The sequence below is a fragment of the Mycolicibacterium sp. XJ662 genome (genome assembly GCF_053484035.1).
Map to the genome: position 1 here is coordinate 45,040 of NZ_JBEFTL010000001.1, position 15,906 is coordinate 60,945.

The window sequence follows — 15,906 nt, forward strand, 5'->3', positions numbered from 1 at the left end:
GGCCACGACGTGCTACACACATCTGTATGGAGATCCTGGCCAGCCGGATGCTCATCCGACCGGCCGACTACCAACGCTCGGTGCGCTTCTATCGCGACGAGCTGGGGCTGGCCATCGCCAGGGATTACGGCTCGGGTACCGTCTTCTTCGCAGGTCAGTCGCTTATCGAGCTGGCCGGCCACGGCACTCCCAACGCCGGGGGCGCGATGTGGCTGCAAGTGCGCGACGTCTACGCCACCGAACAGGAGTTGGCGGGACGCGGCGTGCCGATCGCACGGGAATCCCGGCAGGAACCGTGGGGTTTACACGAGATGCATGTACACGATCCGGACGGGGTGCATCTCATCTTCGTGCAGGTTCCGGAGACCCATCCGCTGCGGCGGGACACCAGAGGATAACGCGATGCCACCCGGAGAATCCGCACTGTGAGCCTTGAGCTTTTTCTGCTGATCATCGTCGTGATCACGGCACTGGCTTTCGACTTCACCAACGGCTTCCATGACACCGGCAACGCCATGGCGACCTCGATTGCCAGCGGCGCGCTCAAGCCGAAGGTCGCCGTCGCGATGTCGGCGGTGCTCAACCTCATCGGCGCGTTCCTGTCGACTGCGGTCGCCGCGGCCATCGCCAAGGGGCTGATCGATCCGGGCCTGGTCAGCCTCGAGTTGGTGTTCGCCGGCCTGGTCGGCGGCATCGTGTGGAACCTGCTGACCTGGCTGCTCGGCTTGCCGTCGAGCTCCTCGCACGCGCTGATCGGCGGCATGGTCGGGGCGATGCTGGCCGCGGTCGGCGGCCACGGCGTGATCTGGCAGGGCGTGGTGTCCAAGGTGCTGGCGCCCGCGGTGCTGGCACCGGTGATCGCCACCGTCGTCGCCGGGGTGGGCACCTGGCTGGTGTACCGCATGGTGCGCGGCGTCCCGGAGAAGCGCACCGAGAGCGGGTTCCGCTACGGGCAGGTCGGCTCGGCGGCGCTGGTGTCGCTGGCGCACGGCACCAACGACGCGCAGAAGACGATGGGCGTGATTTTCCTGGCGCTGATCGCCTACGGCTCGGCCAGCGAGTCCGATCCGATGCCGCCGTTCTGGGTCATCCTGTCGTGTGCCCTGGCGATCGCGCTGGGCACCTATCTCGGGGGTTGGCGCATCATCCGCACGCTGGGCAAGGGCCTCGTCGAGATCAAACCACCGCAGGGAATGGCCGCCGAATCCTCCTCGGCGGCAATCATTCTGCTGTCCAGCCACTTCGGCTACTCGCTGTCGACCACCCATGTCGCGACCGGTTCGATCCTCGGCAGCGGCGTCGGGCGGCGCGGCGCGGAGGTGCGCTGGGGCGTGGCCGGACGGATGGCGTCGGCGTGGCTGATCACAGTGCCCGCCGCCGGGCTCGTCGGCGCGCTGACCTACTGGATAGTCAACGCCATCGGCGGTTACACCGGTGCGGGCGTGGGCTTCCTGCTGCTGGTGGCGGTCTCGCTGGCGATCTGGCTGCGGTCGCGCAAGGCGCCGATCGACCACCAGAACGTCAACAACGACTGGGAGGGCAACCTGACCGCAGGTACCGCGCCGCAAGCCCCGATGCCGGTGCCGCCCGTACCCGACGCACCACCGCAACCGGTCAAGACACCCGAGCCCGTATGACCCCGATGACCGGAGACCGACCGTGAGTGACTGGTTCAACTACATCGCAGCGCTGAAGATCCTGGCCGTCGGGCTGGTGATCGGGGCGGGGCTGCCCGCGCTGTTCGCGATCGGGGTGCGGCTCAACGCGACAGGAGCCGGCGTCACTGAAGGCGGTGCAGCGCAACGCAATCCGAGGCTCATGGCGCTGAGCTGGGCGCTCTTCGCGCTGGTGCTGGTCGCGGTGGTGATCGGGGTGCTGTTCATCGCGCGTGACTTCATCGGCCACCAGACCGGGCTGTACCTGCTCGGCGCGCAACCCACGTAGCATCGTGAGTAATTGTGACCAAGTTTCTGGCCAAGATCGTCGCGTGGATCACCGACGGCTATCCCGAGGGTGTGCCCGGCCCTGACCGGGTTCCGTTGCTGGCGCTGCTCAAACGGCGGCTGACCGACGACGAGGTCAAGGCTGTCGCGCGGGAGTTGATGGCCCGCGGCGAGTTCGACAACGCCGACATCGGGGTGCTGATCACCCAGATCACCGACGGGTTGCCGTCGGTCGACGACGTCGAGCGGGTGCGCAGCCGGTTGGCCGCCAAGGGCTGGCCGCTCGACGACCCCCGCGACCCCGAGGAGGACGCATAGCCGTCCTGCGCCCCGTCGCCGTCGCGTCCGGCGCCTCGGCGCTGTCCCTGCTGCCCGTCGTGGCCGACGCGCTCGAGGGGCGAACGTCGCTGCTACCGGTGCCGGCCGATGATGAGCGCGAAAGTTCGCTGTTGACAACGTCGTTACGGGCCGGATCCGCCGTCGACGACGACGTCGCGGTCGTGGTCGCCACGTCCGGGACCACCGGTGTCCCCAAAGGCGCGATGCTGTCGGCGGCCGCGTTGACGGCCAGCGCCGACGCCACCCACGCGAGGCTGGGCGGCCCGGGCAGGTGGCTGCTGGCGCTGCCCGCCCATCATGTGGCGGGGCTGCAGGTGTTGGTGCGCAGCGTCGTCGCGGGTACGGCACCGGTGGCGATCGCACCGGGATTCGCTGCGGCCGAACTGGTTTCGGCGGTGGGCGCGCTGGGCGCCGGGCGGCGCTACGCCTCGCTGGTGGCGGCGCAACTCGACAAGGCGCTGCGGGATCCGGCGGCGACGGCGGCGTTGGCGTCACTGGACGCCGTGCTGATCGGCGGCGGCCCGTTGCCTGCCGCGGTGGCGCGCCGCGCTGCCGACGCGGGCATCGCGGTGGTACGCACCTACGGGATGAGTGAAACCGCGGGCGGATGCGTGTACGACGGCGTCGCGCTGGACGGGGTGCGGGTGCGCATCGATGACGCCAGGGTGGTGTTGGGTGGCGCGACCCTGGCCAACGGCTACCGCAACCCGGTGCACCCCGACCCGTTCGCGGAGCCGGGCTGGTTCCGCACCGATGACCTTGGCGCGGTGGATGATTCAGGCCGCCTGACGATTCTCGGCCGGGCAGACGAGGCGATCAGCACCGGCGGGTTGACGGTGCTACCCCAGCTGGTGGAGACCGCGTTGGCGTCGCATCCCGCGGTCACCGAGTGCGCGGTGTTCGCGGTGCCCGACGACCGGCTCGGCCAGCGGGTGGCCGCGGCGGTCGTCGTCGCCGCCGGGCAGGCCGCGCCCACGGTGGCCGAGTTGCGCGCCCACGTCGCGCAGACCCTGGACGTCACCGCCGCACCGCGGGAGGTACACGCGGTGACGGCGCTGCCGCGGCGCGGCATCGGCAAGGTGGACCGGCGCGCGCTCGCCGCCCGGTTCGGCTGAGCTCAGCGCGGCGCCGGTTTGAGCGGGTCGTGGCCGATCGTCATCAGCCGGTGGCGCCAGTTCTCCTGGCCCGCGGTGGGCTCGAGGTCGTCACGGCGTTCGGCGTGGATCCGGTCGACGACTTTGCGCATCACGCGCTCGTCCTCGTCAGTGAGGTCTCCGCGGCGCTTCTGCAGGATGTCGAGGACCGCGCGACCCGTTTTGGTGCCCGCCTGGTCCGGTAGCTCCTCGGTGCCCTCGTCGGCCGACCGCGTGCGCAGCCAGTCGAGCAGCTCCCGCGATGTCATGTTCACGACCCGGTGAAACTCCTCCCAGAGTTCCGGTTCGACTTCGACATGATGTGCCATGCCGAACGGCTACCCGGACCCCGCACCGGTTAATCGCTGCACGGCATGATAGGACGATGCGTCGCGAAGTCGAGAGCGTCGAGCAACTGCGGGCGATCGTCGGGGAGCCCGACCAGTACGTCGCCAACAAGGTCAAGGACCGGCTGTCGGCGGTACAGAGGCAATGGCTGGCGCACTCGCCGCTGTGCTTCGTCGCGACCACGGACGCGCAGGGCCACGTCGACGTGTCGCCCAAGGGTGACCCGGCCGGCTTCGTCCACGTCATCGACGACACGACGATCGCGATCCCCGACCGGCGCGGCAACAAGCGCGTCGACGGATACCTCAACGTGCTGCAGAACCCGCGGGTCGGCACGGTGTTCGTGATCCCCGGGCGCGGCGACACGCTGCGCATCAACGGCGCCGGCCGCATCCTGGCCGACGCCGACTACTTCGACGCGCTGGTGGTGCAGGGTAAGCGCCCGACGCTGGCGCTGGAGATCGCGATCGACGAGGTGTTCTTCCACTGCGCCAAGGCCTTTCTGCGGGCCGACGCGTGGGACCCGTCGACCTGGGCGCCCGACGCGGTGCCCAGCGCGGCGCGGATCGCCAAGGCGGTGCGCCACGACTGGACCCAGGAACAACTCGACGAGTACTACAGCGAAGCGAACTACCGAAAGGCGCTGTACTAAGTTGCGGCGCCCCGTGTCCCCGGAGTGGGTGGCCGTCGCCGTCGGAGTGGCGCTAGTGGCGGCGGCGTTCCTGCTCCCGCGCCTGGACATCGGCGTCACACCGCTGATCAACGCGTCGCCGGAGCGGCTCGAAGCGTTCGCGGGGGCGCCGCCGATCTTCGGCTGGTTCGACGCCCACGTCGGCTGGGGCACGGTGCCGGCGATCATGATCGGCGCCGCCGCGGTGCTGTGGGGACAGCGGATCACGCGACGGTTGCCGTGGCGCGCGCTGCTGTGGCTGACCTGGGCGACGGCGTGCGCGTGGGCCTTTTCGCTGGCGATGGTCGACGGCTGGCAACGCGGGTTCGCCGGGCGGCTCACCGCCCGCCACGAGTATCTGCGCCAGGTGCCCACGGTCACCGACATCCCCGAAGCGGTGCGCACGTTCGCCGACAGAATCCTGGACTACCAACCGGATTCGTGGATCACCCACGTGTCGGGCCATCCACCCGGAGCGCTGCTGACGTTCGTGTGGCTCGACCGCATCGGCATGGGCGGCGGCACATGGGCGGCGCTGCTGTGCCTTCTGGTGGGCTCCAGCGCGGCGGCGGCGATCCTGGTTGCGGTGCGCGCGTTGGCCACCGAGGACACCGCGCGGCTGGCGGCGCCGTTCGTCGCGGTGGCGCCGACGGCGATCTGGATCGCGGTGTCGGCCGACGGCTACTTCGCGGGCGTGGCGGCGTGGGGTATCGCGTTGTTGGCGTTGGCGGTTCGGGGTACGGCGCGCTGGCCGGTGCTCGCCGCGTGCGGTGCGGGGCTGTTGTTGGGCTGGGGGATATTCCTCAACTACGGGCTGGTGTTGATGGCGCTGCCGGCGGTGGCGGTGCTGGTGTGTGCGCCGTCGTGGCGGGTGGCGCTGCGCGCGCTGGCCCCGGCGGCGATGGTCGCCGGTGCGGTGGCAGTGGTGTTCTTGGCGGCCGGGTTCTGGTGGTTCGACGGCTACTTCCTTGTGCAGGAACGCTATTGGCAGGGTATCGCCAGCGACCGGCCGTTCTCCTACTGGGGGTGGGCGAACCTGGCGTCGGTGGTGTGCGCGATCGGGCTGGGCAGCGTGGCCGGTATCGGGCGGGTCTTCGACATCGCGGCGATCCGGCGGCGTGCCGGTCTGCACATGCTGATGATCGGCGCGCTGCTGGCGATCGCGTTGGCCGACCTGTCGATGCTCAGCAAGGCTGAGACGGAACGGATCTGGCTGCCGTTCACGGTGTGGCTGCCCGCGGCGGCCGCGCTGTTACCGCCGCGGTCACACCGTTGGTGGCTGGCGCTCAACGTGGTCGGCGCGTTGGCGCTCAACCACCTGATCCTGACAAACTGGTGATCGCCTGGCCGAACCGGCTGCCCGCCGGGCAGGCCCGGTGCACGGCGTCGAGATCGTCGACGGTGTCGAAGTCGGCCTGTTCGGCGACCAGCCGCACGTCGATTCCCTTGGCGTACAACGCGGCCAACGTCAACGCGCCGGTGTCCGGCCGCGACATCGGCACGCCGCGAAGGCAGTCGGCCATCGCGGCATCGGACACCCCGAGCACCCACCATCCGCCGTCTTCGGCGAGCCCGACGACAGCCTGCGTGCCGAGAAGTTCGCGCGCGCACTCGGCAAGCATCTCCTCGGAGACCTGTGGGGTGTCCATCCCGATCTGCAGCACCGCCTGGTAGCCCGCGGCGTCGGCGGCGTCGCGATGGGCGTTGGCGAGGCGTTCGGCGAAGTCGGCGCCGCGCTGCGGAACCACGGTGAATCTGCTTAGGCTGTCCCGGATTTCGCCGATGCGGCAGGCGCCCTCGAGGTCGCCGGCCAGCGCCACCACATGGGCCTGCAGCGGTGCGGCGGCCATCGCGTCCAGGGTGTCCAGCAGCGCGGCCGCGGCGATGTCGGCGGCGGCCCGCTCACCGATGCTGGCGGCGAGGCGCGTCTTGGCCAGCCCGGGCACCGGCGCCTTGGCGACCACCAACCCGACCACCGGCAGCACCGTCACGAGATCACCCGCCAAAAGTCCAGGGCCGCTACCAGACTGCCGCGCAACGAACCGCTGACCTTGGACTTCCCGCCCGTACGCGGACCGTAGGAGACGTCGCGCTCCACCACTCGCCAGCCCGCGGCGGCCGCCCGGACCAGCAGTTCCAGCGGATACCCCGAACGACGGTCGACGACACCCAGACTCAACAGGTCGGCACGCCGGGCCACCCGCATCGGGGCGATATCGTGCACCACCAGGCCGTGCCGTCGACGCAGGCGCCAGCACACCGCGGCGGTGCCGAGCCGCGCGTGCCACGGCCAGCGCAGCCCGGGGGCCGCGCGTCGTCGCCCGATCACCATGTCCGCCCGCTCGAGGGCGTCGACCAGCGCGGGCAGCTCACCCGGATCCAGCGACCCGTCGCCGTCGAGCACCGCGACGATCGGCGTCGTCGCCGCCACCACCCCGGCGTGCACGGCCGCCCCGTAACCCGGTTGCGCCTCGGCGACGACGTCGGCGCCGCATCGGCGCGCCACCTGCGCGGTGCCGTCGGTGCTGTTGTTGTCGACGACCAGCGGGCGGTATCTGGGCGGCATGGCCGCCAGCACACCCGGCAGCGACTCCGCCTCGTTGAGGCAGGGCAGCACCACAGTCACCGGCGCCGCCGAGTGATTTCGGCGCGGTAACGGACGCTGAGAGGGCATGAGCGCGCCGAAATCGCAGTCAGTCGGGCAGCGAGTTGCTCAGCCGTTCGGTGGCCGCCAGGTAGTCCTCGATGAACTCGCGCACCACCTCGCGGGCCGGTTTGACCTTGTTCATCAGCCCCACCCCCTGGCCGACGAAGTAGGTGGCCAACGCCTGCGCGCCCGGATGCCCCTGCGACGCCAACACGTCGACGCGGCGGATGACCGGTTCGGCCAGCATCGACTGCAACGGCAGCGGCAGCGGCTTGTGCCCGCCGTCGTTGGGCGCCCAGGCCTGCGTCCAATCCGAAACCAGTTGTCGCGCAGGCTTACCCGTGCGGCCGGCCGAGCGGATGGTGTCACGCGACGACGCCTGCAGAAACTTCTGCACCGTGTAGGGCGCGGTCTCGGCCTCCTCGGTGGTCAGCCACACCGAGCCCGTCCAGGCACCGGCGGCGCCCATCGCGACGCAGCCCGCCATCTGCCGTCCGGTGACGATGCCGCCCGCCGCCAACACCGGCACGGCGCCCTCGATCGCGTCTATTACTTCGGGCACCAGCACCAGCGTCGTCACCTCGCCGCAGTGCCCGCCGGCCTCGGTGCCCTGCGCGACGATCAGATCGACGCCGGCCTGCACCTGCTTGACGGCGTGCTCCTTGGCGCCCACCAGCGCCGCGACCGGGATGCCGTTCTCCTTGCCCGCCTCGATCATGTAGTCCGGCGGAACCCCCAACGCGTTGGCGATCAACCGAATCGGATGGCTCATCGCCACCTCGAGCAGGTCCTTGCCGGTGTTGCCGGACAGCATCGACGGCCCGGTCCGCGGCGCCTCGTCGGGTTCGATGCCGTGTTCGGCGAGCAACGCGTCGATGTAGGTGCGGTATTCGGCGGGGATGCGGCTGGCCAGCGCGCCGTCGGTGAGTTTCTCGCCCTTGCCCTCGAACTTGGCGGGCACGATGAGGTCCAGCCCGTACGGTTTGCCGTGCACATGCTCGTCGATCCAGGACAGTTCCTGGTCCAGCATCTCGGGGGTGTAGGCGGTCGCGCCCAGCACACCGAAGCCGCCGGCGTTGGTCACGGCGGCCACCACGTCGCGGCAGTGGCTGAAGGCGAACAGGGGGAAGTCGATTCCGAATTGCTCACAGATCGCGGGTTTCACCCTGTCAGTATCGCTAAGTCACTCCGGCCGATGACAGGAACTCCCGGATGGCGTCGAGCATCACGGCGCCGTCGAGCAGCACCTGGTCGTTGTGGCCGGCCCCGGGCACCACGACGTAGCGCTTGGGTTCGTTGGCGGCCTCATACAGTTGCCGGCTGAGCTGCTCGGGCACGATGTCGTCGCGGTCGCCGGCGATCACCAGCAGCGGCACCCGCACCGACGTGATCCGCTCGATCGACGGGAACCGGTCGATCAGCAGCCGCCGCACCGGCAGCCACGGGTAGTGCTCGGCGGCGACGTCGGCCAGCGACGTGAACGGTGACCGCAGGATCAGCGCGGCAGGCGGGCGGGGCACCGCCATCCCGACCGCCACTGCCGCGCCGAGGGATTCGCCGAAGTACACGATCTGTTCGACGCCCGGCTGCTCGGCCAGCCACTTCTCGGCGGCGCGGGCGTCGGCGGCCAGGCCCTCTTCGGTGGGCTTGCCCGGGTTGCCGCCGTAGCCGCGGTAGTCGAACAGCAACACCGAAAGGCCCATCCGGTTCAGTGCTGCCGCCAGCGGCCAGCGTCCTGACCGGTCACCGCCGTTGCCGTTGAACACCAGCACCGCGGGCGCGTCTCCGGCCACCGGGAAATACCACGCCCCCAAGGAGATTGCGTCGTCGGTCTCGATCACGACGTCACGCCCGTTGGGCAACACCGTGGTCGCCGACGGCACCGGCCCCGGTGAGGGGAAGTAGATCAGCCGTCGCTGCTGTGACCAGATCAACCCCAAAAGCCCCGCCGCCACAAGCGTGACGATAGCGACAACGACCACCGCGCGGCGCATCAGGCCCGCAACGGTGCGAACGCGAACTCCCGCAGCCCGTCATGCGGGTCCACGACGGCACGAAAGCCCAGCACCTGGGCGGCGCGTTCGGGGTCGGCGACGATGTGGCGGACGTCGCCGCTGCGGTACTGCCCGGTGACGACCGGTGGTGCGTCACCACGCGCCTCGCACAGTTCGGTCGCCACCTGCGAAATCGAGATCGGCCGGCCCGAGCACACGTTGAACGCGGTGAACCCGTCGAGTCGGGCCGTCACGGCCGCGACGTTGGCCGCGGCGACGTCGTCGACGTGCACGAAGTCGCGCATCTGCTGACCGTCTTCGAAAACCCTTGGCACATCACCGGATTCCAGTTCGGATCGGAAGATCGCCGCCACCCCCGAGTACGGGGTGTCGCGCGGCATGTGCGGGCCGTACACGTTGTGGTAGCGCAGCGCGGTGACCGCCCCGCCGGTCGCCTCCGACCAGGCCAGCGCGTAGTGCTCCTGCGCGGCCTTGCTGGCGGCGTACAGGCTGCGGGGCCGCAGCGGCGCGTCCTCGGACACCAGCCGCCATTCCACGAACGCCCCGCACAGCGGGCAGCGATGGTCGAACACCCCCGCGTCCAGATCCGCGCGGCTACGGGGGTGCGGTTCGACCGGACCGTGTTCGGCACAGTCGTAGCGGCCCTGCCCGTAGACCACCATCGACGACGCGAGCACCAGCCGGTCACAGCCCGCGGCGAACATCTCGGCGAGCAGCACCGCGGTGCCGTAGTCGTTGTGGCTGCCGTAGGACGGCGCGTCGGCGGCGTTGACCCCGGCGCCGACGACCGCCGCCTGGTGACACACCACATCCACGCCCTTCAACAGCCGCGCCAGCGCCGACGCGTCACGGATGTCGAGCACCCGGCAGCCCTCCGGCGGGCGTGCCCCCGAACCGTGCGCCGCGGACAGCATGGCGTCGACGGCGACGACGTCGTGGCCGGCGACGCGCAACGCGGCGTCGATCCGGGCTCCGATGAAGCCCGCGGCACCGGTCAGCAGGATCCTCACGGCAGGTCGAAGGGCAGTTGGACACCGTCGTGGGCCAGGCAGTGCGTGCAGGCGCGCTCGGTGTCGGTGTTCTCGATGGCCTCGTGCACCAGCTGGCGGAACGGCCCCATATTGCGTTCGAACTCCGCGAACACGTCCACGGTGCGCACCGCGCTTCCCGCGTCGACGCCGGCGTCCACGTCGGTCACCAAAGCGATGGCGGCGTAACACATCTCGAGTTCACGAGCCAGCACCGCCTCCGGGTAGCCGGTCATGTTGACCAGCGTGAAACCCTGGTTCGCGAACCATTGGCTCTCCGCGCGGGTGGAGAACCGCGGGCCCTGGATCACCACCATCGTGCCGCCGTCGACCACGCCGGGCAGGCCGGCCGCCGCGGCGCGCAGCGACGGGCAGTACGGGTCGGCGAACCCGACATGGATGCCGCCCGAATCGAAGTAGGTGTCGGCGCGCCCGGTGGTGCGGTCCACGAGTTGATCGGGCACCACCGTCGCACCCGGCCCGTGTGCCGGGGTGAGGCTGCCGACCGCGCACGGCCCGAAGATCCGGCGCACCCCGAGGCTGCGCAGCGCCCACATGTTGGCCCGGTACGGCACGGTGTGCGGGGAGAACTCGTGGTTGACGCCGTGGCGCGGCAGGAACGCGACTTCGTGCTCACCGACCGTGCCGACGGTGATCGGCGCGCTGGGCGCCCCGTATGGGGTCTCCAGCGTGACGCTGCGGGCGTCGGCGCCGAAGAACGAGTAGAAGCCGCTGCCTCCGATGACTCCGAGCATTCCGACATTGTCCGCCATGCGACGATGACGCTCGTGGCCAGTTTCGCGCAATGGGTCGAGGGCGCTCGCCCCCGGACGTTGCCCAACGCGATCGCCCCCGTCATCGCCGGCACCGGAGCCGCAGCCTGGCTCGGTGCGGCCAACTGGTGGAAGGCGTTGCTGGCGTTGCTCGTTGCGATGGCGATGATCGTCGGGGTCAACTACGCCAACGACTACTCCGACGGGATCCGCGGCACCGACGATGTGCGGGCCGGACCGCTGCGACTGGTCGGGTCGCGGCTGGCCGCGCCGCGGGCGGTGCTGACGGCGGCGCTGGTGAGCCTGGCCGTCGCCGCGGTCGCGGGCGTGGTGCTGGCCTGGTTCAGCGCGCCGTGGCTGATCGCGGTCGGCGCGCTGTGTCTTGCCGGGGCGTGGTTGTACACCGGCGGATCACGGCCCTACGGCTATTCCGGGCTGGGCGAGGTCGCGGTGTTCGTGTTCTTCGGGCTGGTCGCGGTGCTCGGCACGCAGTACACCCAAGCCCTGCGCATCGACTGGGTCGGGGTGGCGTGCGCGGTGGCGATGGGGTGTTTGTCGTCGGCGGTGCTGGTGGCCAACAACCTGCGCGACATCCCGACCGACAGACAGACGGGCAAGATCACGCTGGCGGTGCGGCTCGGCGACGCCCGCACCCGGCTGCTGTATCAAGCTCTGGTGGCGACGGCGTTTGTGCTGACGGTGGTGTTGATGCTCGCGACGCCGTGGGCCGCGGCCGGGCTGGTGGCGCTGCCGCTCGCGGTGCGCGCGGCGCTTCCGGTGCGGCGTGGTCTCGGCGGTAAGGCGTTGATCCCGGTGCTGCGCGACACCGGCCTGACGATGCTGGTGTGGGCCGTCGCGACCGCCCTCGCCTTGGTGATTTCGGTGCGCTAACCAGCGATGAGCGCAAGTTTGCGCACCGAAATCACAACTTCGGGACGTCGGCGACCTTGACCAGCTGCACTTGCGGGCGGGCCGGCACCTCGTCGGCGAGGAACCAGCGGAACGCCAGGTTGCCGCGTGGATAGTCCATCGTGGTGATCGCGTTGGGATGCTCGGTCATCGCGCGGGAGACGACGACGGTGACCGAACCGTCGGCGTTGGGCACCGCGGTGTGGCCGTTGATCGAGCACCGCCCGTCGCCGGCGCTGTGGGCGGCCATGAACTGGTTCCACACCACCAGGTTCCAGAACCGGCACGACGGCGGGGTGTGCGTGACCACCAGTGCCTCGTCGTCGGAGAGCACGAAGCTGCCGTAGGAATAGCAGGCGTCGCGCGCGGACCAGCCGAAGTTGGCGTCAGGCACCTGGTAGGGCTCGGCGAATTCGTTTGCGCCTTGCGAGAATTCGTGGCCGAGCGTTTTGTCGTCATCACGGCCGCCGACGGCCAGCGGCACGATCGCGAACATCGTGCGCAGCCACGCCGCGCTGGCCCGCAGCGCCGCAGCGGTTTCGGCGTCGCCGTGACGGATCGGGTCGGGTTCGTCGCGCGCCTCGATGCGCCACGACACCCGACGCCCGGTGTCCGGGTCGGCCTGGTAGTCGCGGGTCATCAGCACGACGCCGTCCTCCGTGGGACCGAGGTCGAACGTGAAGTTGCCGTCGGCGTCGAACTCGAGGTCGTCGTCGCGCACCAGCGCCACGATGCGGTCCGACCACGCCCCGGGCGCCGGCTCGTTGTAGGCCGTGACCGAAAAGTACACGCTGTCACCGCGATTGCCGCTGATGCGGTAGCGCCGCTTCGGGTCGATCGGGCACATGTAGTAGTAGGCGTCGGTGTTGTCGCCGCCCCAGCGGCGGTCGCGCCGATAGGGCGAGTTGACCTCGATCCAGATCGGCCGGCTGGGCTCGGCGAACAGGTAGTTGTCCAGCGCGACGCCCAGCGTGGTCGCGAGCATGCGGTAGCCGTCGGCGATGTGGCGGTCGTCAGCGACGGCGCGCTCGCCCTCGAGGAAGGCGGCGTCGAGGCTGCCGAGCGTGTCGAGCAGTTCGCGCCACGCCTCCGTTGATTCGTGCTGCGTCATGCGCTGATCCCTTTCGTGAGAAGTTCGGCGGTGCGGTTCACCCACGCGTCGTCGAGCGTGTCCGGGTGGGTGATCAGGGCCAGAAACGTGATGCCGGCGATCGCGTCGACCATGTCGGCCGCGCTCACCCCGGCACGGACCTCGCCGCGCGCGACGGCGGCGTCGAGCCAGTCGGTCAACCCGCGGCCCAGGATGTCGGCGAAGCGTTCGAGCAGCGCGGCGTGCAAGCTGGGATCGGCAGCCATCTCCCCGACGAGCCCGGGCAGCGCCGCACGCGCGGCCGGCGTGGTCAGCACGGCCACCGTGCGGCGCAGGATCTCGCGCACGTCGCCGCCGACCGACCCGGTGTCGGGCAGTTCGGTGGCGGTCCCGATCGGGAAGACGGCTTCGTGTACGACGTGGGCCTTGCTGGGCCAGCGGCGGTAGATCGCCGGCTTGCTGGTGGCGGCCCTTCGCGCGATCGCGTCGACCGAAAGCGCGGCGTATCCGGTCTGCCCGAGCAGTTCGACCGTCGCCTCGAGCACCGCGCCGTCGATGCGGGGATCGCGGGGTCGCCCAATGTCCACCGTCATTACGAAACTGACAGTAACATAAGTCGCTGTGACGGACACCACAGCTGATCCCGTGAAGTTGGACGACCTCGCCGAACCCCGCTTCCCCGAGGAGGTCGAGCCGATCCGGCAGATGATGGCGGCGATGGCGTCCGAGTGCCCGCTCGACGCCGACGCCCTGCACGCCAAGGCCACCGCCGAGACCGGCCTGCACGACTTCGGCGCCGACGACTACCGTGCGCGCCTGGACGTGTATCTGGCTGCGCTGCAGGAGATTCCCCACCTGCACGCGGCCGGTGTGGTGAACTTCCACGCGCAGCTGGTGCAATGGTTGAAGAACCGGCTGTTGTTGACCGACCTGTTGAACCGGCATCCGGAGATCCACGACATCGAGCTGGTGCCGCCGATCGTCATCGCCGGGCTGCCCCGCACCGGCACCACCCACCTGCACAACCTGCTGGCGGCGGGGCCGACGTTTCGCACGATCCCGTACTGGGAGAGCAACGAACCGTTCCCGCTGCCGACCGAGGTCGGTGTCGAGCCGGATCCGCGCCGGGTGCGGATGGACGCCGCGGTCGAGTTCATGAACGCGGTGATGCCGCATTTCGCGTTGATGCACGAAATGACGACCGATCATGTGCACGAAGAAATCCAGCTGCTGGCCAACGACTTCTCGTCGATGCTGTTCGAGACGCTCGCGCACGTGCCGCGCTGGCGCGACTACTACCTGTCACACGATCAGACGCCGCACTACGAGCACCTGGCCACCCAGCTCAAAGCGTTGCAGTTCCTGCGCGGCGGGCGGCGCTGGCTGCTGAAATCGCCGCAGCATCTCGAGCAGCTGCCGGTGCTCAACCAGGTGTTCCCCGATGTCGTGGTGATCGTCACACACCGCGATCCGGTGCCGGTCGTGCTGTCGATGCTCACGATGATCACCTACTCGGCGCGGATGCACTGTTCGCCGGTGCCGGTGGACGATATCGCGGCGGCGTGGATCGACCGGCTCGAGCTCATGCTCGGCGCGCTGATCCGCGACCGCGACGTGCTGCCCGCGCAGCGTTCGATCGACCTGCGCTTCGACGACTTCATGGCCGACGAAATGGGCACCGCCGCAGCGATTTACGAACTTGCCGGCGAGACGATGAGCGCCGAGGCGCGTGCGGCGATGCTCGGCTACCTCGAAGGTCATCAGCGCGGCAGGCTCGGCCGGGTGGCGACATCGGCGCAGATGTTCGATCTCGACGAGCACGATCTGCAGGCCCGGTTCACCCCGTATATCGAGCGGTTCCTGAGCTAGCACGACCCGTCGCGAGCAGACGCAGAAGGCCCTGTTTCGCGGCAAAATCGGGGCCCTCTGTGTCTGCTCGCCGGGAGAACGGGGTGTGCGCCTACCCTCGCCGGGGTAACCAACGCAGTCCGCATCCCGAAAGGCACTGCATGACCGCTACACGCCCGCAACTCGACCGCCGCGATCTCGCCGACGCGCACCGCATCGCCGCCGCGGTGTCCGATGCGTTCTCGGCCAAGGTCGTGGGTCAGGAGAACCTGCGCGAGTCGCTGCTGATCGGGCTGCTCGCCGGCGGGCACGTGCTCATCGAAAGCGTTCCGGGCCTGGCCAAGACGACGGCCGCGCGCGTCATCGCCGAATCCATCCACGGCGGGTTCCAGCGCATCCAGTGCACCCCGGACCTGTTGCCCAGCGACATCATCGGCACCCAGGTGTATGAGGCCGCGACGAACTCGTTCGTCACCCAGCTCGGTCCGGTGCACACCAACATCGTGTTGCTCGACGAGATCAACCGCTCCAGCGCCAAGACGCAGAGCGCGATGCTCGAGGCGATGGAGGAACGCCAGACCACCATCGCGGGCACCGTCTACCCGATCCCGGAGCCGTTCCTGGTGATCGCCACCCAGAACCCGGTGGACCAGGAAGGCACCTATCCGCTCTCCGAAGCGCAGACCGACCGGTTCATGCTCAAGGAGATCCTCGGCTACCCCTCCGCCGAACAAGAGGTGGAGGTGATGTTCCGGATGGACGCCGGGCTGTACGACAAGGACCACCGGGCGCGCCCGGTCGTGACGCTCGACGACATCCGACGCGCCCGCGACGTCGTGCGCCACGTGCACATGGACCAGGCGCTGATGCTCTACGCCGGCCAACTCGTCGGCGCCACCCGCAACCCCGAGCAGTTCCTGCCCGCCCAGCTCGCCCGCCTCATCGAGTACGGCGCGAGCCCGCGCGCGACGATCGCGCTGTGCCAGAGCGCCCGTGCCCTTGCGGTGCTGTCCGGACGCGCCCACGTCATCCCCGACGACATCGCCAAGCTCGCGCACCGCGTGCTGCGGCACCGACTGATCCTCGGGTTCGAGGCGGCCAGCAAGGGCATCACCTCCGAGCGCATCGTCGACGCGGTCCTGCAGGCGATCCGGGTGCCCTAG

General features: G+C 69.8%; 19 protein-coding genes. 10 read left to right on the top strand and 9 right to left on the bottom strand.

Annotation, left to right across the window (positions count from 1 at the left end; translation table 11 throughout):
* Window positions 1–26 precede the first annotated feature (26 nt).
* The 5 genes from ABQE93_RS00225 to menE are packed head-to-tail and all read left to right on the top strand — an operon-like array spanning window position 27 to window position 3,397.
* Complete coding sequence (locus tag ABQE93_RS00225) at window positions 27–398, top strand: VOC family protein (protein WP_448405256.1); 372 nt, start codon at window positions 27–29, stop codon at window positions 396–398.
* Window positions 399–425: 27 nt separating this feature from the next.
* Window positions 426–1,637 carry an inorganic phosphate transporter gene (locus ABQE93_RS00230; RefSeq protein ID WP_448405257.1) on the top strand — a complete coding sequence of 404 codons (1,212 nt, stop codon included), beginning with the start codon at window positions 426–428 and terminating at the stop codon, window positions 1,635–1,637.
* 22 nt (window positions 1,638–1,659) lie between these two features.
* Entirely contained in the window at window positions 1,660–1,944 is a 285-nt protein-coding gene (locus tag ABQE93_RS00235; protein WP_448405258.1) for a hypothetical protein, read from the top strand.
* A gap of 14 nt (window positions 1,945–1,958) precedes the next feature.
* A complete protein-coding gene (locus ABQE93_RS00240; RefSeq protein ID WP_448405259.1) occupies window positions 1,959–2,261 on the top strand; it encodes a DUF3349 domain-containing protein in 303 nt (100 codons plus the stop codon).
* Window positions 2,262–2,311: 50 nt separating this feature from the next.
* The gene (gene menE, locus ABQE93_RS00245) at window positions 2,312–3,397 is read left to right on the top strand and encodes an o-succinylbenzoate--CoA ligase (RefSeq protein WP_448406466.1); all 1,086 of its coding nucleotides are present in this window, start codon (window positions 2,312–2,314) and stop codon (window positions 3,395–3,397) included.
* A gap of 2 nt (window positions 3,398–3,399) precedes the next feature.
* On the opposite strand, the gene ABQE93_RS00250 is transcribed toward menE, so the two are convergent.
* Window positions 3,400–3,744: a DUF3140 domain-containing protein gene (locus ABQE93_RS00250; protein WP_069406360.1), complete on the bottom strand. Its 345-nt coding sequence runs from the start codon at window positions 3,742–3,744 to the stop codon at window positions 3,400–3,402.
* A gap of 56 nt (window positions 3,745–3,800) precedes the next feature.
* Between ABQE93_RS00250 and ABQE93_RS00255 the strand changes: the two genes are divergently transcribed.
* Both ABQE93_RS00255 and ABQE93_RS00260 read left to right on the top strand, forming a co-directional pair.
* Window positions 3,801–4,415, top strand: coding sequence for a pyridoxamine 5'-phosphate oxidase family protein (locus tag ABQE93_RS00255; protein ID WP_448405260.1), 615 nt, complete (start codon window positions 3,801–3,803; stop codon window positions 4,413–4,415).
* A 13-nt stretch (window positions 4,416–4,428) separates the two neighbouring features.
* Window positions 4,429–5,772, top strand: a complete 1,344-nt coding sequence (locus ABQE93_RS00260) for a hypothetical protein (RefSeq protein ID WP_448405261.1) — start codon at window positions 4,429–4,431, stop codon at window positions 5,770–5,772.
* Here ABQE93_RS00260 and ABQE93_RS00265 read toward each other — a convergent pair.
* Genes ABQE93_RS00265 through ABQE93_RS00290 form a run of 6 tightly spaced genes read right to left on the bottom strand, consistent with a single transcriptional unit; the run spans window position 5,744 to window position 10,878 of the window.
* Complete coding sequence (locus ABQE93_RS00265) at window positions 5,744–6,418, bottom strand: TIGR04282 family arsenosugar biosynthesis glycosyltransferase (protein WP_448406467.1); 675 nt, start codon at window positions 6,416–6,418, stop codon at window positions 5,744–5,746. The two genes, ABQE93_RS00260 and ABQE93_RS00265, sit on opposite strands and share 29 nt — an antisense overlap.
* 2 nt (window positions 6,419–6,420) lie before the next feature.
* Window positions 6,421–7,107, bottom strand: a complete 687-nt coding sequence (locus tag ABQE93_RS00270; protein WP_448405262.1) for a glycosyltransferase family 2 protein — start codon at window positions 7,105–7,107, stop codon at window positions 6,421–6,423.
* A gap of 19 nt (window positions 7,108–7,126) precedes the next feature.
* Window positions 7,127–8,245: a nitronate monooxygenase gene (locus ABQE93_RS00275; RefSeq protein WP_448405263.1), complete on the bottom strand. Its 1,119-nt coding sequence runs from the start codon at window positions 8,243–8,245 to the stop codon at window positions 7,127–7,129.
* Between the two features lie 13 nt (window positions 8,246–8,258).
* Window positions 8,259–9,074, bottom strand: a complete 816-nt coding sequence (locus tag ABQE93_RS00280; RefSeq protein ID WP_448405264.1) for an alpha/beta hydrolase — start codon at window positions 9,072–9,074, stop codon at window positions 8,259–8,261.
* Window positions 9,074–10,105, bottom strand: a complete 1,032-nt coding sequence (locus ABQE93_RS00285) for an NAD-dependent epimerase/dehydratase family protein (RefSeq protein ID WP_448405265.1) — start codon at window positions 10,103–10,105, stop codon at window positions 9,074–9,076. The genes ABQE93_RS00280 and ABQE93_RS00285 overlap by 1 nt, the downstream gene beginning before the upstream one ends.
* Window positions 10,102–10,878, bottom strand: a complete 777-nt coding sequence (locus tag ABQE93_RS00290; RefSeq protein ID WP_448405266.1) for an S-methyl-5'-thioadenosine phosphorylase — start codon at window positions 10,876–10,878, stop codon at window positions 10,102–10,104. The genes ABQE93_RS00285 and ABQE93_RS00290 overlap by 4 nt, the downstream gene beginning before the upstream one ends.
* A gap of 33 nt (window positions 10,879–10,911) precedes the next feature.
* Here ABQE93_RS00290 and ABQE93_RS00295 point away from each other — a divergent pair, with 33 nt between their 5' ends.
* Entirely contained in the window at window positions 10,912–11,787 is an 876-nt protein-coding gene (locus ABQE93_RS00295) for a 1,4-dihydroxy-2-naphthoate polyprenyltransferase (protein WP_448405267.1), read from the top strand.
* Window positions 11,788–11,818: 31 nt separating this feature from the next.
* Here ABQE93_RS00295 and ABQE93_RS00300 read toward each other — a convergent pair whose 3' ends face one another.
* Together ABQE93_RS00300 and ABQE93_RS00305 are read right to left on the bottom strand one after the other, a co-directional pair.
* Window positions 11,819–12,916 carry a DUF1214 domain-containing protein gene (locus tag ABQE93_RS00300; RefSeq protein WP_448405268.1) on the bottom strand — a complete coding sequence of 366 codons (1,098 nt, stop codon included), beginning with the start codon at window positions 12,914–12,916 and terminating at the stop codon, window positions 11,819–11,821.
* The gene (locus ABQE93_RS00305) at window positions 12,913–13,488 is read right to left on the bottom strand and encodes a TetR/AcrR family transcriptional regulator (RefSeq protein ID WP_448405269.1); all 576 of its coding nucleotides are present in this window, start codon (window positions 13,486–13,488) and stop codon (window positions 12,913–12,915) included. Before ABQE93_RS00305 ends, ABQE93_RS00300 begins: the two co-directional genes overlap by 4 nt.
* A gap of 112 nt (window positions 13,489–13,600) precedes the next feature.
* Here ABQE93_RS00305 and ABQE93_RS00310 point away from each other — a divergent pair, with 112 nt between their 5' ends.
* Window positions 13,601–14,764, top strand: coding sequence for a sulfotransferase family protein (locus tag ABQE93_RS00310; RefSeq protein WP_448406469.1), 1,164 nt, complete (start codon window positions 13,601–13,603; stop codon window positions 14,762–14,764).
* 140 nt (window positions 14,765–14,904) lie between these two features.
* Entirely contained in the window at window positions 14,905–15,906 is a 1,002-nt protein-coding gene (locus tag ABQE93_RS00315; RefSeq protein ID WP_448405270.1) for an AAA family ATPase, read from the top strand.